This window comes from Novosphingobium sp. EMRT-2 (assembly GCF_005145025.1).
Classification (GTDB): domain Bacteria; phylum Pseudomonadota; class Alphaproteobacteria; order Sphingomonadales; family Sphingomonadaceae; genus Novosphingobium.
This window is the reverse complement of record NZ_CP039695.1, coordinates 2,580,295-2,601,627: the sequence shown is the minus strand read 5'-3', so window position 1 is coordinate 2,601,627 and position 21,333 is coordinate 2,580,295. Positions and strand designations below refer to the sequence as shown.

Annotated in this window: 23 protein-coding genes and 2 pseudogenes; 10 read left to right on the top strand and 15 right to left on the bottom strand. The window is 65.7% G+C overall.

All coding sequences use genetic code 11. The features are described 5' to 3' along the window. Nucleotides 1–333: 333 nt before the first annotated feature. A complete protein-coding gene (locus FA702_RS12765) occupies nt 334–828 on the bottom strand; it encodes a COG3650 family protein (protein WP_136956449.1) in 495 nt (164 codons plus the stop codon). Nucleotides 829–911: 83 nt separating this feature from the next. After that, on the bottom strand, nt 912–1,691 hold the full coding sequence (locus FA702_RS12760; protein ID WP_136956448.1) for a universal stress protein: 780 nt from the start codon (nt 1,689–1,691) through the stop codon (nt 912–914). 149 nt (nt 1,692–1,840) lie between these two features. On the opposite strand from FA702_RS12760, the gene FA702_RS12755 reads away from it, so the two are divergent. Next, complete coding sequence (locus tag FA702_RS12755; RefSeq protein WP_136956447.1) at nt 1,841–2,488, top strand: HAD-IA family hydrolase; 648 nt, start codon at nt 1,841–1,843, stop codon at nt 2,486–2,488. A 6-nt stretch (nt 2,489–2,494) separates the two neighbouring features. Here the strand turns inward: FA702_RS12755 and FA702_RS12750 are convergent, their stop codons facing one another. Further along, a complete protein-coding gene (locus FA702_RS12750) occupies nt 2,495–3,367 on the bottom strand; it encodes a LysR family transcriptional regulator (RefSeq protein ID WP_136956446.1) in 873 nt (290 codons plus the stop codon). Between the two features lie 91 nt (nt 3,368–3,458). Here FA702_RS12750 and FA702_RS12745 point away from each other — a divergent pair, with 91 nt between their 5' ends. Genes FA702_RS12745 through FA702_RS12730 form a run of 4 tightly spaced genes read left to right on the top strand, consistent with a single transcriptional unit; the run spans nt 3,459 to nt 6,074 of the window. Beyond that, nucleotides 3,459–4,169 carry a CoA transferase subunit A gene (locus FA702_RS12745; RefSeq protein ID WP_136956445.1) on the top strand — a complete coding sequence of 237 codons (711 nt, stop codon included), beginning with the start codon at nt 3,459–3,461 and terminating at the stop codon, nt 4,167–4,169. Further along, nucleotides 4,169–4,804: a CoA transferase subunit B gene (locus tag FA702_RS12740; RefSeq protein ID WP_124808131.1), complete on the top strand. Its 636-nt coding sequence runs from the start codon at nt 4,169–4,171 to the stop codon at nt 4,802–4,804. The genes FA702_RS12745 and FA702_RS12740 overlap by 1 nt, the downstream gene beginning before the upstream one ends. A 12-nt stretch (nt 4,805–4,816) precedes the next feature. Continuing rightward, entirely contained in the window at nt 4,817–5,371 is a 555-nt protein-coding gene (locus tag FA702_RS12735) for a glutathione peroxidase (protein ID WP_136956444.1), read from the top strand. A 7-nt stretch (nt 5,372–5,378) separates the two neighbouring features. After that, nucleotides 5,379–6,074, top strand: coding sequence for a glutathione S-transferase family protein (locus FA702_RS12730; RefSeq protein ID WP_136956443.1), 696 nt, complete (start codon nt 5,379–5,381; stop codon nt 6,072–6,074). A gap of 3 nt (nt 6,075–6,077) precedes the next feature. On the opposite strand, the gene FA702_RS12725 is transcribed toward FA702_RS12730, so the two are convergent. Beyond that, complete coding sequence (locus FA702_RS12725) at nt 6,078–6,494, bottom strand: DUF983 domain-containing protein (RefSeq protein WP_136956442.1); 417 nt, start codon at nt 6,492–6,494, stop codon at nt 6,078–6,080. A 182-nt stretch (nt 6,495–6,676) separates the two neighbouring features. Between FA702_RS12725 and FA702_RS12720 the strand changes: the two genes are divergently transcribed. After that, nucleotides 6,677–7,345 carry a ferritin-like domain-containing protein gene (locus FA702_RS12720; RefSeq protein WP_136956441.1) on the top strand — a complete coding sequence of 223 codons (669 nt, stop codon included), beginning with the start codon at nt 6,677–6,679 and terminating at the stop codon, nt 7,343–7,345. 9 nt (nt 7,346–7,354) lie between these two features. Here FA702_RS12720 and FA702_RS12715 read toward each other — a convergent pair whose 3' ends face one another. Genes FA702_RS12715 through FA702_RS12705 form a run of 3 tightly spaced genes read right to left on the bottom strand, consistent with a single transcriptional unit; the run spans nt 7,355 to nt 10,525 of the window. After that, the gene (locus FA702_RS12715; RefSeq protein WP_136956440.1) at nt 7,355–8,920 is read right to left on the bottom strand and encodes an MDR family MFS transporter; all 1,566 of its coding nucleotides are present in this window, start codon (nt 8,918–8,920) and stop codon (nt 7,355–7,357) included. Next, a complete protein-coding gene (locus tag FA702_RS12710) occupies nt 8,920–10,017 on the bottom strand; it encodes an HlyD family secretion protein (protein WP_136956439.1) in 1,098 nt (365 codons plus the stop codon). Before FA702_RS12710 ends, FA702_RS12715 begins: the two co-directional genes overlap by 1 nt. Beyond that, nucleotides 10,010–10,525 carry a MarR family winged helix-turn-helix transcriptional regulator gene (locus FA702_RS12705; protein WP_168196061.1) on the bottom strand — a complete coding sequence of 172 codons (516 nt, stop codon included), beginning with the start codon at nt 10,523–10,525 and terminating at the stop codon, nt 10,010–10,012. The genes FA702_RS12710 and FA702_RS12705 overlap by 8 nt, the downstream gene beginning before the upstream one ends. Nucleotides 10,526–10,580: 55 nt before the next feature. Between FA702_RS12705 and FA702_RS12700 the strand changes: the two genes are divergently transcribed. Next, entirely contained in the window at nt 10,581–11,192 is a 612-nt protein-coding gene (locus tag FA702_RS12700; protein ID WP_136956438.1) for a lysophospholipid acyltransferase family protein, read from the top strand. A gap of 9 nt (nt 11,193–11,201) precedes the next feature. Here the strand turns inward: FA702_RS12700 and FA702_RS12695 are convergent, their stop codons facing one another. Further along, entirely contained in the window at nt 11,202–12,980 is a 1,779-nt protein-coding gene (locus FA702_RS12695) for a bifunctional UDP-sugar hydrolase/5'-nucleotidase (RefSeq protein WP_136956437.1), read from the bottom strand. Nucleotides 12,981–13,149: 169 nt separating this feature from the next. Between FA702_RS12695 and FA702_RS12690 the strand changes: the two genes are divergently transcribed. Continuing rightward, nucleotides 13,150–13,785 carry a TetR/AcrR family transcriptional regulator gene (locus FA702_RS12690; RefSeq protein WP_136956436.1) on the top strand — a complete coding sequence of 212 codons (636 nt, stop codon included), beginning with the start codon at nt 13,150–13,152 and terminating at the stop codon, nt 13,783–13,785. Nucleotides 13,786–13,788: 3 nt separating this feature from the next. On the opposite strand, the gene FA702_RS12685 is transcribed toward FA702_RS12690, so the two are convergent. The 5 genes from FA702_RS12685 to gluQRS form a co-directional block, all read right to left on the bottom strand. Then, nucleotides 13,789–14,136, bottom strand: a complete 348-nt coding sequence (locus FA702_RS12685; RefSeq protein WP_124808121.1) for a DMT family protein — start codon at nt 14,134–14,136, stop codon at nt 13,789–13,791. Nucleotides 14,137–14,142: 6 nt separating this feature from the next. Further along, entirely contained in the window at nt 14,143–15,012 is an 870-nt protein-coding gene (locus tag FA702_RS12680; RefSeq protein WP_124808120.1) for a 3-hydroxyacyl-CoA dehydrogenase family protein, read from the bottom strand. Nucleotides 15,013–15,354: 342 nt separating this feature from the next. Then, nucleotides 15,355–15,918 (bottom strand): cob(I)yrinic acid a,c-diamide adenosyltransferase, encoded by a 564-nt coding sequence (locus tag FA702_RS12670; protein ID WP_136956435.1) that lies wholly within the window; start codon nt 15,916–15,918, stop codon nt 15,355–15,357. Nucleotides 15,919–15,954: 36 nt separating this feature from the next. After that, nucleotides 15,955–16,185, bottom strand: coding sequence for an HIG1 domain-containing protein (locus tag FA702_RS12665; protein ID WP_136956434.1), 231 nt, complete (start codon nt 16,183–16,185; stop codon nt 15,955–15,957). After that, nucleotides 16,182–17,042 carry a tRNA glutamyl-Q(34) synthetase GluQRS gene (gluQRS, locus tag FA702_RS12660; protein ID WP_136956433.1) on the bottom strand — a complete coding sequence of 287 codons (861 nt, stop codon included), beginning with the start codon at nt 17,040–17,042 and terminating at the stop codon, nt 16,182–16,184. The genes FA702_RS12665 and gluQRS overlap by 4 nt, the downstream gene beginning before the upstream one ends. 470 nt (nt 17,043–17,512) lie before the next feature. Between gluQRS and guaA the strand changes: the two genes are divergently transcribed. Both guaA and FA702_RS12650 read left to right on the top strand, forming a co-directional pair. Beyond that, nucleotides 17,513–19,072: a glutamine-hydrolyzing GMP synthase gene (guaA, locus tag FA702_RS12655; RefSeq protein ID WP_136956432.1), complete on the top strand. Its 1,560-nt coding sequence runs from the start codon at nt 17,513–17,515 to the stop codon at nt 19,070–19,072. A 317-nt stretch (nt 19,073–19,389) separates the two neighbouring features. Continuing rightward, nucleotides 19,390–19,854 (top strand): annotated as a pseudogene (locus tag FA702_RS12650) (tyrosine-type recombinase/integrase); the annotation flags it as partial. A 90-nt stretch (nt 19,855–19,944) separates the two neighbouring features. Here the strand turns inward: FA702_RS12650 and istB are convergent. After that, a complete protein-coding gene (istB, locus tag FA702_RS12645; RefSeq protein WP_006955904.1) occupies nt 19,945–20,724 on the bottom strand; it encodes an IS21-like element ISRsp3 family helper ATPase IstB in 780 nt (259 codons plus the stop codon). Further along, nucleotides 20,714–21,109, bottom strand: a pseudogene (locus tag FA702_RS12640) (IS21 family transposase); the annotation flags it as partial. The pseudogene FA702_RS12640 and the gene istB, both read right to left, overlap by 11 nt. Nucleotides 21,110–21,333 lie beyond the last annotated feature (224 nt).

The following is a 21,333-nucleotide window of genomic DNA, read 5'->3' as shown; positions in this document are numbered from 1 at the left end:
CCGAACGGGAGAAACGGTTGCAGGCAAAGCAACCGAATGCCGGCCGGGAACGCAAACGCGCGGCTGCGCGGGCGATGGACAAGAAAAAAGCCCGACCGTTACCGACCGGGCTAAAAAGTTTTGGGAGAGGATGCCTGAAAGGCAGTTTTCGTATGCCTTGCTGACGAAAATTGTGCAAGTGCGAAACAGGCAACTGTGCTTGCAAAAAATACAACATCTTTGTTTCGCATGGATTTATCTCCATCCGCTCCGCAAACATCCGCAAAGAAACCGATAGCATTCCTAATCGGTAAAGGCCGATCCGCGTCAATGCTGCAGCGCACCCTTACCCGTTCAGCGCCCCCGCGCGCAGCCGCGCTCCATGTCCGGGCCGATCTCGCGCGTCACCGCATAGGGATAGACGCGATCGGACATACCATCGCTGCAAGGCCCCGCGACAACGCGCAAGGTCAGCGGCTTGCCGTCGAGCGTGCCGGTAAATTCGACGAAATCCGGCCCGGCGCGCCGGGCCACGGTGATTTTCGCGCCGGCCGGAAAATCCGGCGTGGAATAGGTCAGGGTGGTGCCTTCGACATCCGCCCCCCAGAACGGCTCCGTCCCCGTGGCGCGCAGGCGGGCCGGCAGGGCAAGCGCCTGGCCCATGGCGGCGTTGGAGCCGGAACGGGCGGTCGGCACCACCGCAGGGGTGGGTGACGCAACCGCGATAGCCGTATCCGTGCCGGCACCCTGGCTGGTATCGTCTTCCGGCACCGGGGCCGCACCCTTGCACCCCGCGACCAGCGCGCCCGCCAGCCCCGCAAGCCACAATGCCTTACCGATGCGCCGCATGGACCCGATCATAGTTTCCCAGCCGCAGAACGAACGGCGCGGAACCTAGCCGCAAAGCGGCGATCAAGCCAGCCGGCCGGCGATCAATGCGCCAGAAGCAATGGAATCAGCGACCGGTCGAGCAGGGCGCGCGAAACACCGCCCAGCAACAGTTCGCGCAGCCGGCTGTGCCCGAACACACCCATCACGATCAGGCCGGCGCCCAGATTGCGCGCCGTATCCTCGATCGTGGCCGCGATCGTCCCTTTGGCCTCCACCGCGTGAACCTCGGCGCTCACGCCATGCCGCGAAAGGTAGCGCGCCGCATCGGCGGCGGGGAAGTCGTCTGCCTTCTCCCGCACGGTGACGATGTGAACCTGGCTGGCCAGCCGCAGCAACGGCAAGGAAGCGCGCAGCGCGTTCGCCGCCTCATGGCCGCCATCCCAGGCCACCACCGCCGGGCCATCGAACCTCAGCATCGGCACGCCCTTGGGCAGGGCCAGAACCGGGCTGCGCACGCCGACGGCGATTTCCTCCAGCGCCGGCTCGTCCAGGCTGGCCACTATGACATCGGTAAAGCGTGATGCCGCGGCGACGCCTTCCACGCGGCCATTGTCGACGATCTCCACGTCGAAAGGCACGTCCTGCGGCGCAAGGCGCGCTTCAAGATCGGCCGCGCGCCGTTCATCCGCCTCGCGCACCTCGGCGATGGCGGCGGCGGACAGGGTGGCGCCGCCGAACGGCTCCCAGACGGCCATCTGGGCAAACGGCGTGGCGATCTGGAACGTGACGTGCCCGTTCACCGCACGGGCCAGGGCCAGGGCCGTTTCAACCCGGTCGTCCAGCGTGGACGACGAATCGACGGGGCAAAGAATGGAGCGCATAGGGATCCTCCTTCAGTGTTGCCGGCAGGGTGTCAGCATCGGCCCACCCGCGCCATGATCCAAGTCAAATCGGATGGATACCGCAGCGCTTGCCGTGCGGCCTGCGCGCGTCCATGGTCCGGCCCCAAACCGGGAAAGAGGGAGCAGGCATGGCGTTTCGCGCGGTTATCTTCGATTTTGGCGGCGTCATCACGTCCTCCCCCTTCGAGGCGTTCAACCGGCTGGAGAGCGAGCGTGGCCTCCCCGCGAACCTTGTCCGGCGCATCAACGCGGCCAATCCCGACAGCAACGCCTGGGCGCTGTTCGAGCGCGCGGAGATCGACGCGGCCCGCTTCGACGAACTCTTCGCGGCGGAAGCGCGCGCGCTGGGATATGATCTGGAAGGCAGCGCGGTGCTGGCGGTGCTGGCCGGCGCGGTTCGCCCGGCGATGGTCACCGCGCTCGATCGCATCAAGGCCGCCGGCTATCGCCTGGCCTGCATCACCAACAACGTGCCCACTGGCCATGGCGCGGGCATGGCGCGCAGCGCCGACGGCAACGACGAGCTGGAACGGATCTTCGCCCGGTTCGAACACGTGATCGAAAGCAGCAAGGCCGGCGTGCGCAAGCCCGATCCGCGCATCTACCGGATGATGTGCGAGAAGCTGGGCCTGGAGCCGGCGGACTGCATCTACCTGGATGATCTGGGCATCAACTGCAAACCCGCCGCCGCGCTGGGAATGCACGCGATCAAGGTGACCGGCGAAGCGCAGGCGCTGGCGGACCTGTCCGCCGCGCTGGGGCTGGATCTCGCCTGATCCCGCTCAGCCTTCGATCCGCAAGGCCCCCGCGCGGCGATAGAGTTCCAGGATCACCGGGTCCTGCTCGGTCGCGCGGATCGCCGCCTCGAAGCGGATCGTCCGGCGCGGGCGCGGCAGCACTTCCACCAGCGACCCCGCCGCCATTTCGGCGCGCACCATCGTTTCCGGCAGCACCGCCGCGCCGCCGCCGCCCGCCACGATCTCCATCAGCATCCGCACGTTGTTGCAGGTGTTGATCGAAGAAGCCTGCACGCGCTGTTCCGCCAGCGTGGCCATGGCCACGGCATGGAGCGGCGAATGCGCGGGCACCGACCATACCGGCAAGGGCCGCGCGAACCCGCCGGCGGCCACCGTCCCCGGACTCGCCAGCCAGACCAGCCCGACCGAGCCGATCCCGCAGGTCCGGATGCCCGGATTTTCAACCGGCCCGGCCAGGAAGGCGATGTCGGTGGTGCCGGCCAGCACCTGCTGGAGCATCCGCGCGGTCAGATCGATCTCGATCTCCAGCGTCACGCCCGGCAGGTCGCGCTCGATCTGCTGGACGAAGCCGGGCAGGCAGCTGGCTGCCGCGATTTCCCCCGCGCCGATCCGCACCACGCCGCTGGCCCCGGCAAAGTTGCTGGCCTTCAGCAGCGCGCGTTCGAAGCCCGCCCACAACGGCTCGCAATCGCGCACCAGTTCGCGCCCGCGCGCGGTCAGCACCATGCGCCGGCCTTCGCGCTGGAAGATTGCGATGCCGAGCTGGTCCTCCAGCTCGCGCACCCGCGCGCTGATCGCCGGCTGCGTGGTGTTGAGCCGCTCCGCCGCCGCGCGGAACGTGCCCAGCCGCGCGATCCACAACAGGGTTTCCAGATGGTAGATGGCGATGCGTTTCATAGCCATTGTTTATCATAAAGCATAAAAAAGTATCGCTATTTGCAATTGGTTTTTGCCGCTAGGATCGCGCGCGGAAAAGGGAGAGACCCGGATGTCCAAGAAGCTCTATCCCGATGCGGCAGCGGCGCTCGACGGCCTGCTGCGCGACGGCCTGCTCATCACCTGCGGCGGCTTCGGCCTGTGCGGCGTGCCCGAACGCCTGCTCGACGCGGTGCGCGATTCGGGCGTGAAGGACCTGACCTTCGCCAGCAACAACGCCGGCATCGACAACGAAGGCATCGGCAAGCTGCTGCGCACGCGGCAGGTGAAGAAGATGATCTCGTCCTACGTCGGCGAGAACAAGGAATTCGAGCGCCAGTACCTTTCGGGCGAGCTGGAAGTGGAATTCTGCCCGCAGGGCACGCTGGCCGAGCGGATGCGCGCCGGCGGCGCGGGCATTCCGGGCTTCTACACCAAGACCGGCGTCGGCACGCTGGTGGCCGAAGGCAAGGAAGTGAAGGTCTTCAACGGCGAGGAATACATCCTCGAACAGGGCATCTTCGCCGATCTGGCGCTGGTCAAGGCGTGGAAGGCCGACGAAAGCGGCAACGTAGTGTTCCGCAAGACCGCGCGCAACTTCAACGTGCCCGCCGCCACCGCCGGCAGGGTCTGCGTGGTGGAAGTGGAGGAAGTGGTGCCCACCGGCAGCCTCGATCCCGACGCCATCCACCTGCCGGGCGTCTATGTCCAGCGAATGATCGTGGGCGCGCCCTACGACAAGAAGATCGAATTCCGCACCGTGCGTGCAAGGGAGACCGCGTGATGGCTTGGACCCGCGACGAAATGGCCGCCCGCGCGGCCAAGGAACTGCAGGACGGGTTCTACGTGAACCTGGGCATCGGCATCCCCACGCTGGTGGCGAACCACATTCCCGCCGGTATGGAAGTGACGCTCCAGTCCGAAAACGGGATGCTGGGCATCGGCCCCTTCCCCTATGAGGACGAAGTGGACGCCGACCTGATCAACGCCGGCAAGCAGACGATCAGCGAACTGCCGCAGTCCGCCTATTTCGACAGCGCGCAAAGCTTCGCCATGATCCGGGGCGGGCATATCGACCTGACCGTGCTGGGCGCGATGGAAGTGGCCGAAAACGGCGACATCGCCAACTGGATGGTCCCCGGCAAGATGATCAAGGGCATGGGCGGCGCGATGGATCTCGTCGCCGGCGTGAAGAAGATCATCGTCGTGATGGAACATTGCGCCAAGGACGGCAGCCCCAAGTTCATCCCGGCCTGCACGCTGCCGCTGACCGGCCGAAACGTGGTGGACATGGTGGTGACCGACCTGGCCGTGTTCCAGCGCCCGGACCACGCATCGCCCTTCCGCCTGATCGAGCTTGCGCCCGGCGTGACGGCGGACGACGTTCGTGCCAAGACGACGGCGCACTATATCGACTAGGGGACGAATCACATGAGCGCCGAACTCGCCGCGATCCCTCTGACCCGCATCGACGGCCAGCCCGACACTCTGGCCAACCATGCCGGCAAGGTCCTGCTGGTGGTGAACGTCGCCTCGAAGTGCGGGCTGACCCCGCAGTACGAGGCGCTGGAGGCACTCTACGAGGCGCGCCGGGACGCGGGTTTCGAGGTGCTGGGATTTCCGGCCAACGATTTCGGCGCGCAGGAACCCGGCACGCACGAGGAAATCGCCGCGTTCTGTTCGCTGAACTACGGCGTGACCTTCCCGCTGTTCGCCAAGGCGGACGTGACGGGGCCGGGCAAGCAGCCCCTCTACGCCGCGCTGACGGAAGCGCGGCCCGCCAAGACCGGCCCGGCCGCCGAATTTCGCGAACGGCTGAAGGGTTATGGCATGACGCCGACCGAGGATCCGGAAGTGCTGTGGAACTTCGAGAAGTTCGTGATCGGGCGCGATGGCAGCGTGGTCGCCCGCTTCGCGCCCGCCGTGACGCCCGACGATCCGGCCCTGACCGCCGTGATCGAGGCGGAACTGGCCAAGCCCGCCTGAGGTTTGCATGGCCTACACGCTGATCACCGCCAACCGGAACTATTCCAGCTGGTCGCTGCGGCCCTGGCTGCTGATGAAGGCGCTCGGCATTCCCTTCGCGGAACGGTTCGAGCCCTTCACCAAACCCAGCAATTACGACGAGTTCCGGGCCTTTTCGCCGACGGGCCAGGTGCCGGTATTGATCGACGGCGAACGCACGGTGTGGGATTCGCTGGGCATCGCGCTGTACCTAGCGGATCGCCATCCCGGCGTGTGGCCGGCGGACGGGGTGGCTGGCGGGGCGGCGCGCGCCTTTGCCCAGTGCGTTGTCGCGGAAATGCACGGCGGCTTCGGGGCGTTGCGCAACGATTGCACGATGAACGTGGGCGTGCGGGTAAAGCCGCGCCCGATGTCGGCGGCCTTGCTGCGCGACGTGGCGCGGGTGGCCGAGATCTTCACGCAGGGCCTCGACCGTTTCGGCGGCCCGTGGCTGGCGGGCGAGGCCTTCAGCGCCGCCGATGCCTTCTTCGCGCCGGTCGCCTTCCGCGTGCGGACCTATGGCCTGGACGTCGGCCGCGGGCAAGCCTGGGTCGACCGGGTCCTCGCGCATCCCGCGATGCAGGACTGGGAACAGCAGGCGCTGGCCGAAACCTGGCGCGAGGCGGCGCACGAGGCGGAACTCGCCGCCGCCGGCGAGATCATCGCCGACTATCGGAAGACGTGAGGGCTATTCGCCGCGTTCCTCGCGCTCGCGCGCGTTGAGCTTTTCCCACAGGCCTTCGGTGCCCGCTTCCACCGCCTTGTTCACGTATTGCGAGGCGGCCAGCCAGCCCTTGAACGGGCGCAGCGTGGCAAGGCAGCCGATGGCGAGGACCGGCACCGAGGTCAGCACGTGGACCCACCACGGCGGATCGTAGGCGACCTGCACCCACACGACCAGGAACGTCAACGGAAACGCGGTGATGCACAACGCGAAGAAGGCCGGGCCATCGTCCGTGTTGGCGAAGCTGTAGTCCAGCCCGCAGCTTTCGCAGCGGTCCGCCAGCTTCAGCCAGCCCTTGAACATGTGCCCCTTGCCGCAGCGGGGGCAACGCCCTTCCCAGCCGGATTTGAGAATCCAGCGAAACTTGTCGTTTTCGGCCATCGTCCGTGATTCCTGCCTTCTATGTTCTATTCGGCGCGATGTCCGGATCGCGCGGTCGGCACGGTTGGACCATGCTGCGGCCACATCGCATATAGAGCCCTTCAAGAGCGGCGTAAGCCCCTGGGACAATCTGTCCTATCGGCAACTGGTGGAACCGGCTGCTCCGTGCGACATTGGTCTGCATGATCCACGCCATCACCCACGCTTTTCGTGCGCGCTTCCTGGACGTGCTGGCCTCGATCTACCTCTACAACGAACATCGCGGCTACACCGCGCTCGACCGCGTGCTGGAAGCGGTGCGCGTGCAATGCCCTGACGATCCGGGATTCATTGACGCAATAGAGAAACACCGCGCGGACGAACGCAAACACTACGTCATGTTCCGGCGCTGGTTCGATCTGCAGGGCCGCATGCCGCTGGCAGTGGGGCGATCCTGCGGCCACATCGACCGGTTCATCGAACGGATGTTCGGCTGCCCGATCGACGCGCTCGACACCGCCACCATCGCCGCCGACCGCCGCGCCTTCGCGCAGCTCTGCCGTATCATCATGCTGACCGAACAGCGCGGCATGCGGCAGGTGGAGGTGCTGCTGCGCAACCGCCAGGTCCTTTCCGACCGCGCGATGACGCGGATCTTTCGCGTGGTCGAAAAGGACGAACCGGACCACTGGATACCCTATCGCGACTGGCTGGCGCGCCATGGCGGCACGGCCACGCGCTGGCGCGAGCGCTGGACGGACTATGCGATCCACAAGTCGCTGATGCTGGTCAAGCTGCCGCTGTTGTTCGTGCGACGGAGCACGCCCCGGCTGACGCGCTGGCCCGATGCCGACGAACGGTCCGGCGCGTAACGCCGTGGCTCAATGCCCCATGTCGGCGTCGGGCGGCGGCGCGCCGGGGGCCTGCTTGCCCGCGCGCAGGAAGAACAGCACCGGGATCGCCGCCCAGCACGCGATGGCCATCATCAGGAAATCGTTGAGATAGCTGATCATCGCCGCCTGCTGGTTGACCAGCCCGTCGGCCACGCCCAGCGCCGCATCGCCCACCGGCCCGAACGTATCCAGCCGGTTGATGTCGAACGGCACGCTCATCGCGGTCAGCCGCGCGCCCAGTTCCGCGTGATTGATCTGGATGTTGCGCGCCAGCAGCACCGTGCAGACCGCGATCCCGATCGACGATCCGATGTTGCGGAACAGGTTGGTCATCCCCGCGGCATCCGCGCGCAACTGCGGCGGCAGCGTTGCGAAAGCGATCAGGTTCATCGGAATGAACGTGAAGCTGAGGCCCAGCCCCTGCAACATCCCCGTCAGGAAGATCGGCCGCATCGGCATGTTCGGCGTCCAGCCCGCCATCAGCCACAGCGACCAGCCCGCCAGAAACAGCCCGATGGCCAGCGAAATGCGCGGATCGAACCGGTTGATGAACCGGCCGAACAGGGTGATCGACAGCAGCATGCCCAGGCCGCGCGGCGCCAGCAGCCAGCCCGCGTCGATCGCGGGAAAGCCGTAGATGCCTTGCAACAGGCCCGGCAACAACGCCAGCACCGCCATCATCACCATGCCGACGAGGAAGTAGAGCCCCAGACTGGCGACGTAGTTGCCATCGCGGAACAGCGCGGCGGGGAACAGCGGATGGTCCGCCGTCACCAGATGGACGATCGCCATCCAGAAGGCCACCGCCGCGATCACGGCATAGGCCACGATCTCGCCCGATCCGAACCAGTCCTTCTGCGCGCCGCGATCCAGCATCAGCTGCAGCGTGGACACCGCCAGTGCGATCAGCACCCAGCCGAACACGTCGAAACGCCGCTCGCGGCGCGGCGTCTGCGGCAGCAGCGCCAGCAGTGCGATCACCGCGCAGATGCCGATCGGCACGTTGATGAAGAACACCCAGCGCCAGCTCACGTTTTCGGTGATGTAGCCGCCCAGCACCGGGCCGGCGATCGGCCCCAGCATCACCCCCTGCGTGAAGATGCCCATCATGCGCGGCCGTTCCGCCGGCGTGCTGGTATCGAGCATGATCGTTTGCGCCAGCGGCGACAGGAACGCGCCGCCCAGCCCCTGCAGCACCCGGAAGAACACGATCTGTTCCAGGCTCTGCGCCAGCCCACACAGTATCGAAGCCGCCGTGAACATCACTACCGAGGAAATGAACACCCGGCGGATGCCGAACGTGTCGACCAGCCATCCCGCCAGCGGCAAGGTGACGGCGGAGGCCAGCACATAGCTGGTCAGCACCCAGCTGATCGTTTCCTGCGTCGCCGAAAGCGAGGCCTGCATGTGCGGCAGCGCCACGTTGGCGATCGTGGTATCGAGCATCTGCATGACCATCGCGGCCATCACCGCGAACAGCAGCGGCCCGCGATGCTTCACGACCAGCGGCGGCAGGTCCGCCTGCCCCGTTGCGGACGGCGCCGCCGCTGCCATCAGCGCTTGCCGACGTTGACCGACACCACCGCGCTCAATCCGGCGATGAGCGGCCGGGGCGATCTTTCATCGATGGCGATGCGCACCGGCACGCGCTGGATCACCTTGACCCAGTTGCCGGTGGCGTTCTGCGCGGGCAGGACCGAGAACTCCGACCCGGTGCCCGCGCCGATGCTGTCGACATGGCCCTTCAGCCGCAGCTTGGGATAGGCATCCAGCCGGATTTCCGCCGGCTGGCCCGGACGCATGCGATCGAGGTCGGTTTCCTTGAAATTGGCCTCGACGCGCGCGCCGTCGGCCCGCACCAGGCTGAGCATCGGCACACCGGGGAACACCATCTGCCCGATCTGCAAGCGCGAAACCTGCGTGATCCGGCCGTCGGCGGGCGCGCGGACCACCGTGCGCCGCAGATCGAGCGCGGCCTTGGCGTGCGATGCCTGAGCGGCGGCGATCGCCGGGTTGACGCCCGGCACCTGCGCGCCATCCGCCAGTTGCGCGCGCGCCTTGGCGACTTCGGCCTCGATCGCGACCAGCTTGTCCCGCGCGGTGGCAACGGCGTGCTCCGCCGCGTCCATGTTGGCGCGCGTGTTGAAACCACGGTCCATCAGCGCCTTGGCGCGATTGTAGTTCGCCTGCGCCAGCGCCAGGTCGTCGCGCGCCGCACCCAGATCGGCAGCGTTGGCGCCAACGTCGGCCTGCAGCGCGGTAACGTGCGCCTGCGCCGTAGCGATCTGCGCGTCCGCCTGCCGGATCGCGACCTCGTAGGGCGAGGTATCGATGGTGAAGAGCACGTCGCCCGCCTTCACGTCCTGGTTGTCGCGGACGCGGACCGAGGTGATAAGGCCGGTCACTTCCCCCGCGATCGAAACGACGTCCTGCTTGACGTAGGCATTGTCGGTCTCGACGGAGCCGGTATTGCCGAACCAGTACCACAGGCCCGCGGCCACGATCAGCGCCGGCACCACGGTCAGCAGCACGATCCGCACGCGCTTCAGGCGCGTCCGCGCGGTATGGCGGGCGGCGGACGCCATCGCTTCCTGCCGCGATTCCGCGTCGCTTTCGCCGGGCTTGCCCGGAAAGGGATCGGCTTCAGCCATGGCTCACCCTTGCAGCCGGGGCGCTATCCTCCGCGAGGTTGGCCCGAACACGTTCGAGCAAGCGCACCAGCATGTCCTGTTCATCCTGCGAAAAGCCCGTCAGCGCTTCGGCGAACACGCCTTGCGCGAACAGGGCCAGGTCATCGAGCAACGGCGCGGCCGCATCGGTCAGGAACAAGCGCCAGGCGCGGCGGTCTGCCGGATCGGGCCGGCGCTCCACCAGCCCCGCCTTTTCCAGCCGGTCGATCATCCGTCCGGCCGTGATCGCCTCCACCTCAAGCCACTGCGCGAGGGCGCCCTGGTTGATTCCGGGCGTGCGCTTCAGCGCGGCGAGCACGCGCCATTGCGGCCCCGTTACGCCCAGATCGCGGCTGACGACGTCGAAACGCTTGCGGAAGAGACGCCCGACATCGGTGGAGAGGAAGGCGATGTTGTTTTGCACGCCATGCCGATAATAGCCATGCTCATTATCGTCAAGCAGCGGACCGTCCCTGCGCGTCGACCGCATCTTCCTTCGACACGCCCCCTTTCCCGCGATAGGAAACCGCATCGGGGGAGAGGACATGCCAGACAACAGGGTGCGGGACCGGCGGCCGGGCCGCCTTTCGCGGATCGTGCGGCGCGTGCTGCTGTGGTTCTATCGCCGTCAGGGCTGGAAGGCGGTGGGCGCGCCGCCCGCCAGCCGGCGTTGCGTGATCATAGCCGCGCCGCACACGTCGAACTGGGATTTTGTCTATTTTCTGGGCCTTGTCGACGCGCTGGGCATCCGGGCGCATTTCATGGGCAAACGCAGCCTGTTTCGCTGGCCGCTGGGCGGCTTCATGCGCGACATGGGCGGCGTGGCCATCGACCGGTCATCCCGCAACAACATGGTCCAGGCGATGATCGACGAATTCGCCGCGCGCGACGAATTCATGCTGACGATCGCCCCCGAAGGCACGCGCGGCGCGGTGCGGCAATGGCGCACGGGCTTCTATCACATCGCGCTGGGCGCGGGCGTTCCGCTGGTGTGCGGGCTGATGGACTATGGCACCAAGACCGGCGGGCTGGGTCCGGAGATCTGGCCCACCGGCGATTACCGCGCCGACATGGAGAAGGTGGCGGCCTTTTACCGCAGCGTCACGCCGCGCCACCCCGCAAAGGGACTGACCGACTTCGGCAACCTGGACGACTGACGCCGCCGGTCAGCGCCCGACCGGCGCCGCGCGGACTTCCGCCGGCACCGTGCGCAAGGGCACCGCTTTCACCCAGCTTTCCAACGCTTCCATGTCCGTGGGACCGGTGACCTGGTCGGGCTTGCCGACGAAGCCCGAGAAGGTGTCTCCACCCAGCGCCAGGAAGCCGTTCACGGTAACGCGATAGCGGGCCTTCAGGTCCAGCGGCTTGCCGTTGAACGTCATCGCCACGATGCGATCGCCGATCGGCCGGCTGCGGTCGAAGCGGAAGCTGAACCCGGCCGAGGGCGAGAGCACCTGCTCCGGCCCGTTGGTGTCGAAGCCCTGTTCCAGCGTCGCCTTGATCTCCGCGCCGGTCATCGTCTCGGTAACCACCTCGTTGCCGAACGGCTGCGTCTGGTAGAGATCGCCGAACGTGACCGTGCCGTCGGCCCCCGGCACGATCGACGCGCGCAGGCCGAACGGGTTCATGAAGGCGATCTGCGCACCGGCGGATCGCGTGGCGGCGAGCTGGGCGTCGGCGATCAGGTTGCCCAGCGTGCCACCGAACGCGCTTTCGGCGCCGTCGCCGCGCGTCGCCGGGCCGGAGAGCTTGCCGATCGGGCGCGTGGTGAAGGCCTTGGACGCATCGACGTAGCGCTTCACGTATTCGAGAATGTCGGCCCGCGGCTGGAACTGCGGATAGAGCGTGGTGTTCTCACGCAAGCCGGTGGCCGAGGTATAGGGGATCGACTGCACGATGACGTTGTGCGCCTTCTTCGACACCACCTGATGCCGCGCGGGGTCGATCTCCAGCGTAATGTCGGTCACTTCCTTGCCATAGACGCCGGCGCTGGTGAGCAGGATCGGTTTGGCCGGGTTGATCTTGCCGTAATCGCACACGTATTCCCAATGGGTGTGCCCCGAAACGACGAGGTCGACGCGGGTGTCCAGCCGGTCGAGGATCGGCTTGATATCGCCCACCAGATCGTTGCAGCCATTGGGATCGGGCGTCCCCTTGGTCTTGCCGCCTTCGTGGATCAGCACGACGATGGCGTCCGCCCCCTGCGCCTTGAGCTGCGGAACCGCCGCGTTGATCGTGTCCGCCTCGTCGGCGAAGGTATAACCCCGCACGCCTTGCGGGCTGACCAGATCGACCGTGCCCTTCAGCGTCAGGCCGATCACGCCGATGGTCACCTTGCGGCTGCCTTCGCCGAAGCTCTTGATGCCCGTGGCGGGAAACAGCGTGTTGCCGCTCGCATCCTTGGTGCTGGCCGCCAGATACCGGAACGTGGCGCCGGTGAACGGTTCGAGCTGGCACGGCTGCTTGGCCGTGAACTTCTCGCAGCCCCCGTCCTGCATCCGCCGCAGTTCGAGAGTGCCACGATCGAATTCGTGGTTGCCCACCGCGTTGAAATCGACGCCGATACGGTTCATCACGCCGATCGTCGGCTCGTCGAGATAGAGCGAGGAGGCAAGCTGCGAGGCCGAGATCATGTCGCCGGCCGAAACGGTCAGGTGGTTGGGATACTTCGAGCGGACGGACTCGAGCGCCGACGCGAACCACGCCGCGCCGCCGGCGGGAACCTGCATCGTTCCGCCCTTGCCGTCTGGCGCCAGCACGGACTGGCGCGGCGGTTCGAGGCTGCCGTGGAAATCGTTGAACGCGATGATGCCCACTTCGACCGGGCCGGCTTCGGTCACGGCGGGGCTGCCCGCGCCCGGACCGGTCGAAGCGATCGGACCGGCACAGGCGGAAAGCAATACGGAAACGGTCAGTGCGACCGCACCGCGCAGAACATACGTCATGGGACCCGAACCTGATTGTCTCTGTTGAAACGATGCAGCGCCTTAGCCGATCGCGATGACGCGATGAAGGCATTCCGCAATGCGGAGCGATTCGTTTTTGCGCGCGATTGAAACCAGCCGGCCGCGTCCCTAGAATCGGATAAAGACACGCCGGGAGGAATCCAAAGCGATGGCCAGTGCCTCAGGAAACGCCGACGACCAGCGCGAACGCCTTGTCACCCTTGCCCGCGCCATCATCGAGGAGCGCGGCGGATCGGGGCTGACCATGCACGAATTGGCCGCGCGCGCCGGCATATCCCCCGCCGTGCTGGGCCGCTACTTCGATGGCAAGGACGCGCTGATGGAGGCGGTGGCCGAATTCTGGTTCCGCCCCAAGGTCGCCATCATGGAAGAAGTGCTTGCCAGCGATCTTCCGCCCCGACGCAAGATGTACGAATTCTTCGCGCGGCGCTTCGTGGCGATGCGCAAGGGGTATGATGCCGATCCCACCGCCTTCCGCATGTATGTGGAGATCGGCGAGGAACACTTCGAGCAAGTACGCAGCTATGTCGATCTGGCCGATCACTATCTGGGCGTCATCATCGGAGAGGCGATGGGCGAAGGCTTTTTCGCCGGGCTGGGCGTTGACGAAACCATCAGCCTGGTGAACCAGATGGTCGCGCCCTATTGCTCGATCCCCACCATGATCATGCTGATGGAACGACTGAGCGAGGAGAAGCTGGCGCGGATCGTCGATGCGGTGTTCGATGGCCTTTCCGCGCAGGACCGCGGCGCCAAAGGGCTGACCGGGCTGCGCGCCGCCTGACGGCTACTTCCCGACGAACAGGAAGCCCACCGCCCCCATCAGGCAGGCGAAGGCCGCGAAGTGGCGCCAGTGCAACGGTTCGCCCAGCACGAACACCATGAACAGGCCGAACACCACCAGCGCGATCGCTTCCTGCACCACCTTGAGCTGCCCCGCGCTCCAGCCATGGGCATAGCCGATGCGGTTGGCCGGCACGGCCAGCGAATATTCAACCAGCGCCAGCCCCCACGAAATCGCGATGACCATCACCACCGGCCGCGCCTCGGCCACTTGCGGGCCGCCGCGCAGGTGCCAGTACCACGCCGTCGTCATGAACAGGTTGGACAGCGAGAGCAGCAGGATCGTCTGCATGGCCGCTCAGCGAGTCGGCACGGGTTCCGCGCCCGCATAGTCGTAGAACCCGCGTCCGGTCTTGCGGCCGAGCCAGCCGGCCTCGACGTATTTCACCAGCAGCGGGGCGGGGCGGTACTTGGGGTCGCCGGTCGAATGGAACAGCACGCGGCAGATTTCCAGGCAGGTATCGAGGCCGATGAAATCCGCCAGCTGCAAAGGCCCCATCGGGTGATTCAGCCCCAGCCGGCAGCCCTTGTCGATATCCGCGACCGAAGCCGTGCCCGCGCCCAGCACAAACGCCGCCTCGTTCAGCATCGGCACCAGGATGCGGTTGACGACGAAGCCCGCCTCGTCCTCCGACTGCACCACCTGCTTGCCCAGCGTTTCGGCGAAGGCGCGCATCCGCGTCACCGTATCGGCGGACGTCGCCAGCCCCGGAATCACCTCGATCAACTGCATGACCGGCACCGGGTTGAAGAAGTGCAGACCAACGAAGCGCGCCGGATCAGGCGACGCGGCGGCCATGCGCGTGATCGGGATCGAGCTGGTGTTGCTCGCCATGATGGCGTTCGCGGCGAGCACCTTGCCGGCGCTTTCGAAAATACGGCGCTTGATCTCCTCGCGCTCGGTCGCGGCCTCGATGATCAGTTCCGCATCGGCCATGGGGGCATAATCCGCCACCGGCGTGATCAGGGCGACGGCGGCGTCCGCGGCGGCGGCGGTGATCTTTTCCTTTTCCACCAGCCGGGCCAGCGCCTTGGCGATACGGTCCTTCGCCTTTTCGGCGAGCGCGAGGTCCACGTCCGACAACAGCACCGGAATGCCGGCCTGCGCGACCACCTGGGTAATGCCGGAGCCCATCTGCCCCGCACCGATCACCGCGACTTTCTGCATGGCTGCCTTCTCCATAGCCGATAGGAAGCGCCCTAGGGACAGGACCCGCTACTGGCGCGGTCGAGGCGTCCAAATGGCGAACATATCGGGCCGAAAGGCGCGCGGCTAAGACTGGACGTCTTTGCAAGCGCCTTTCGGTTCGAGATGGAAGCCATTTGGACGTCCCGCAGGGATTTGACCAAAATGGCCTGTTGCGGCGTCGAGACGGCTTGAAATATCGACATATTCCTGCGCCCTCTCTCCTTGCACCAGGCCATTTTGCTTCAAACCTCGACCGCGCCAGTAACGGGTCCTGTCCCTAGCTTCGCACCCGCAGCATGGCAACGCCCATGGACACCGTGCCTAGGGGCGGTTCGCGCCCGGCACCCACAGCGGATCGGCACCGGCGTTGAGCGCGCGGGCCAGCACGAACAGATAGTCCGACAGGCGGTTGAGATAGGCCAGCGCGGCCGGGTTGACCGGCTCTTCCGCCGCCAGCGCCACCCCAGCCCGCTCCGCGCGCCGCGCGATCGCGCGCGCCAGATGGACCCGTGCCGCCGCTTCGCTTCCGCCGGGCAGAATGAAGCTGGTCAGCGGCGGCAGGCTCTCGTTCAGCACGTCGATCGCCTGTTCCAGCCACGCCACCTGCGCCGGAACGATGCGCAGCACCATCTCGGACGGGGTGAAATCCTCGCCCGGAGTCGCCAGATCGGCGCCCAGATCGAACAGGTCGTTCTGGATGCGATGCAGGTCGCGCGCGGTTGCCTCCGGCGCGGCCACGGCGGCAAGGCCGATGGCGCTGTTCGCCTCGTCCACTTCGCCGATCGCGATCATGCGCGGATCGTGCTTGGCGCGGCGCGACCCATCGACCAGCCCCGTGGTGCCGTCATCGCCCGTGCGGGTGTAGATCTTGTTGAGTTTCACCATCGCTGCAAATCCGTTGCCGGCGGCTTCGTGACGGGATCAGCGCGAAGCGGCGAGCAGGATCACCACGACCAGAACCGCCAGCCCCTGATACTTGATGCGGTTGAACATCATCTTGTTCTGCAGGAGCTGCATTTCGGTCGCGCCTTGCTGGTCCCCGCGCTCCAAATCCTCGCGCGTGGACTTCAGGAAGGCGATGATGCCGCGCACCAGCGAGATGACCGCCATGGCCATCAGCACGATCAGCAGCGGGATCAGGATGTACTTCATGGCATTTGGTTTACGTATTCGGAGAGTGAAATACCAGTGTCAAAAAGGGCAGCGCGCAGATCGGCGGCGATCGCGATGCCGTCTTCCCCCGACAACCGGCGGTCCGAGAGCGAGGGCGCGCCCCGCCGCTTGGCCAGCTTGCGCCCATCCGCTTCCACCAGCACGGGATGATGGTGCCACACCGGCACCGGCAGGCCGAGCAAGGCCTGCAGCAGCCGGTGGACGTGAGTCGCGGCGAAGAGGTCGGCGCCGCGCGTGACCACGGTGACGCCATCCGCCGCGTCGTCCACCGTCGCGGCCAGATGGTAGCTCGCCGGCGCGTCCTTGCGCCACAGCACCACATCGCCGAACGCGCCGGGCCGCGCCTGCTGCGGCCCGCGCCGCTCGTCATGCCAGGCGAGGTCGCCGGCGGCGGCCATGGCGCGCTCCATGTCGAGCCGCCAAGCCACATCGGGTCCGGGTTCGACCGGATGCTTCCGTCCTGTTCCCGGCCTGCATGTGCCGGGATAGACCGGCCCATCCGGCCCCTGCCGTATCGCCTGGGCGGCGATTTCGGCGCGGGTGCAGCGACAGGGATAAAGCAGCCCCGCCGCGCGCAGCGTGTCGGCCGCAGCGGCATACGTGGCGATGCGCTGTGACTGGGGCGGGACTTCGCGCCACGCCAGTCCCAGCCAGGCAAGGTCGGCGCGAAACGCCTCCGCCAGTTCCGGGCGGCTGCGCGCGCCGTCGATGTCCTCGATGCGCAGCAGGAACGCGCCCTGATCCCGCGCCGCGCGATCCTGCGCGACGATCGCGGCATAGGCATGCCCCAGGTGGAGCGGGCCGTTGGGGCTGGGGGCGAAGCGGGTGACGGTCACACTCCGCTGGTGTCCGCGTGCGGGCGGTTTCGTCAAGCATTGACGGCAAAGGCCGGCCCTTGCCGCTCAAACAAATCGCGCACAAACAAAACGGCCGCCCCACCGGGGCAGCCGCTTTTGTCGGTAGCGCTGTATTGGCTGTGCCGTCGGCTCAGGCGAGCGTGACGGTGAACATCATTCCGCTGAGGCCAGCGGCAAGGATGATCGGCAGCGCGTAAGTCGCAAAGCTGCGCATGGTATACCTCCTGTTATGGTGTACCTTCGCAGACATCCTCTCGGTTTCGAGGAAGCGCCGGCAGGGTGGGCTGGAGCTTTTTCGAACCGAGGCGCGCAATACGCCAATTGACGTATGCTGCAAGTGCGAAGCAAGCGCCCACGGTTGCATGTAACGCAACTGTAATAATCACCAACAATCGCTTTGGCGGACGCGACGGCTGGACAGAAACCGGCCCTCCCCTTATCGGCCAGCCATGAGCATCGAGCCTTCCGAATCCATCCTCATCGTCGACTTCGGCAGCCAGGTCACGCAGCTGATCGCCCGGCGCGTGCGCGAAGCCGGGGTCTATTCCGAAATCGCACCGTTCACGCAGGCCGAAGCCGCGTTCCAGCGGATGAAGCCCAAGGGCATCATCCTTTCGGGATCGCCCGCCAGCGTGCCTGCCGACGGCTCTCCCCGCGCGCCGCAGGTGCTGTTCGACAGCGGCTTGCCGATCCTGGGCATCTGTTATGGCCAGCAGGTCATGAGCCACCAGCTGGGCGGCACGGTGGAGCCCGGCGATTCCGGCGAATTCGGCCGCGCCTTCCTGACCGTGACAGAACCCTGCGTGCTGTTCGACGGGCTGTGGCAGACGGGCGAGCGCCATCAGGTGTGGATGAGCCACGGCGACAAGGTGACGCAGTTCGCGCCCGGCTTCCGCATCGTCGCGGTATCGGACGGCGCGCCTTTCGCGGTGATCGCGAACGACGAGAAGAAATACTACGGCACGCAGTTCCACCCCGAAGTGGTCCACACGCCCGATGGCGGCAAGCTGATCGCCAATTTCGTGCGCCACGTGTGCGGCTGCGCCGGCGACTGGACCATGGCGGAATTCCGCAAGACCAAGATCGCCGAAATCCGCGAACAGGTGGGCGACGCCCGCGTGATTTGCGGCCTTTCCGGCGGCGTCGATTCGGCGGTGGCCGCCGTGCTGATCCACGAGGCGATCGGCGACCAGCTTACCTGCGTGTTCGTCGACCACGGCCTGATGCGGCTGGGCGAGGCCGAACAGGTCGTGAGCCTGTTCCGCAACGCCTACCACATCCCGCTGGTCCACGTGGACGCCTCCACGCTGTTCCTGAAAGGTCTGGAATGCGTGACCGACCCGGAGGCCAAACGCAAGTTCATCGGCAAGACCTTCATCGACGTGTTCGAGGCCGAGGCGAAGAAGGTGGGCGGGGCCGATTTCCTGGCGCAGGGCACGCTCTACCCCGACGTGATCGAAAGCGTCAGCTTCACCGGCGGCCCTTCGGTGACGATCAAGAGCCACCACAACGTGGGCGGCCTGCCCGAACGCATGAACATGCAGCTGGTCGAACCCTTGCGCGAACTGTTCAAGGACGAAGTGCGCGCGCTGGGCCGCGAACTGGGCCTGCCCGAGATCTTCGTGGGCCGCCATCCGTTCCCCGGCCCGGGCCTGGCCATCCGCATCCCCGGCGAAGTGACGCGCGACCGCTGCGACATCCTGCGCAAGGCCGATGCGATCTACCTCGAGGAAATCCGCAACGCCGGGCTCTATGACGCGATCTGGCAGGCCTTCGCCGTGCTGCTGCCGGTCAAGACCGTGGGCGTGATGGGTGATTTCCGCACCTACGACAGCGTCTGCGGGTTGCGCGCGGTGACCTCCACCGACGGCATGACGGCGGACATCTATCCGTTCGACGCCAGCTTCCTCAGCCGCGTGGCGACGCGCATCGTCAACGAGGTGAAGGGCATCAACCGCGTGGTCTATGACTACACCAGCAAGCCGCCCGGCACGATCGAGTGGGAATGATTTTTGCCTATCCGATGGTATCCGAAATTACGCTAGGATGCGCCATAAACGCTTGATTTAGATAAATAAATATCACGCGATCTTTCGGCATCTATCGCCGGGTTAGCCTCCGGAATGACGGTATGGCTGACGGTATGGCGCGACTTGTCTCGGATCGAAATCACATATACCGTCAGGAGCAAGAGAGCTTCTGACGGTATATTTTTTGGCATAAAGCCTTGTATATAAAAGGAAATATCAGATCGGAAGGGTCGTTTTCGGCCTGACGGTATAATCGGGCGCTCTCCGGCATATTTTGACCAATCTGGAGGGTGTGGATGTTGACCGATGCCGCCATTAAGGCGCTGAAACCGAAAGACAAATTATACAAGATCGTGGACCGTGACGGTATGTACGTCGTAGTCCAGCCCTCGGGCGCGATCGTCTTCCGCCTGGACTACCGACTGAACGGCCGCCGGGAGACGTTGACGCTGGGGCGCTACGGTCCCGCTGGGCTCTCCCTGGCTCGGGCGCGTGAGAAGGTGGTCGATGCTCGACGCGCCATTTCGGAGGGCCGCTCGCCGGCGCAGGAGAAGCAGCGCGAGAAGCGTCGCCTTCAAGAGGCGAAGAGCTTTGGTCAGTTCGGTGAGCGCTGGCTTCAGGAAGCGCGAATGGCGGACAGCACGCGCGCCATGCGTCGATCAATCTTCGAGCGCGACATTCTTCCGGCGTTTCGCAACCGGCTGCTGGCGGAGATCCTGCCGGAGGATCTGCGCGGGCTGTGTGCGAAGGTGAAGGAGCGTGTGTTGAGTTGCACTGAGAAGTGACCCGGGATTTTCATTGAGAAGTGACCCGGGTGGGCGTGGATGATGTGCTGCCTGCGACGAGCAGGGTCAAGCGGGTGATTTGTCCTTTCTGGATTTTGGGGCGGCGGAACTGGCTCTGAAGCGGAAGCTGTCATTGCCGGTTTCAAGGATATGGCAATGATGCGTGAGGCGATCCAGCAGGGCGGTGGTCATTTTGGCATCGCCAAAGATACTGGACCACTCGCTGAAGCTCAGGTTGGTGGTGATAACAACGCTGGTCCGCTCATAGAGTTTGCTGAGCAGATGGAACAGCATGGCCCCGCCTGAAGGGCTGAAGGGTAGATATCCCAGCTCATCAAGGATGACGAGGTCGAGGCGCAACAGACGCTCGGCCAACTGGCCCGCTCTGTTTGCGGCCTTTTCCTGCTCCAACGCATTGACCAGATCGACGGTGGAGAAGAAGCGGATCTTTTTGCGGTGATGCTCAACCGCCTGGACGCCCAAAGCCGTCGCGATGTGGCTTTTGCCGGTGCCTGGTCCGCCGATCAGTACGACGTTGTCGGCGCTATCCATAAAGTCACCACGGTGAAGTTGACGCACGAGCGCCTCGTTGACCTCACTGACGGCAAAGTCGAAGCCTGCCAGATCCTTGTAGGCCGGGAACCGGGCTGCCTTGATCTGGTAAGCAATGGACCTGACCTCCCGCTCGGACATCTCCGCCTTGAGAAGCTGTGAGAGGATCGGAACGGCAGCATCAAAGGCTGGCGCGCCCTGCTCGATCAGATCACCAGCGGCTTGCGCCATGCCATACATTTTGAGGCCACGTAGCATGACAACCACAGCGGCGCTGGCCGGATCATGACGCATGGCGTAACGCCCTCAGCGTGTCGTAGCGTTCGACATCGGCAACAGGCTCCTGGGCGAGGCGCAGGGCCTGCGGGGCATCGATTGGGGATGCCGGTGGAGCCTTGCCATCGATCAGGCGGTGCAGAACATTGAGGATGTGGGTTTTGGTCGGCACCCCAGCTTCGAGGGCCAGTTCGACGGCGCTGAGCACAGCCTGTTCGTTATGCTGTAGAACAAGGGCGAGGATTTCGACCATCTCCCTGTCACCACCGAGCCGCTTGAGCAGATGCCCCTGCAGTTGCCGGAAGGCTTCGGGCATTTCGAGGAATGGCGCCCCATTGCGCAAAGCGCCAGGCTTGCGCTGAACAACTGCCAGATAGTGCCGCCAGTCATAGATCGTCTGCCCCTGCGTGGCGACAACTACGATGGCCGGTTGAGCGGCAACTATGATGGCCGGTAGGATCGGTTGTCTGGGCTGATCGTAGGGAGGGGCGTAGCCCCGACCGGAGAGCGGACCAGACAACCGGTGGCGATCTTTTTCCCCTTCTTTCGGGGGGGCTGATCGGGGCTGTGGCGGGCGGTGGTATCGGAACACTCATCGAACAACGAGCGATGGGTTTGCGATGCCGG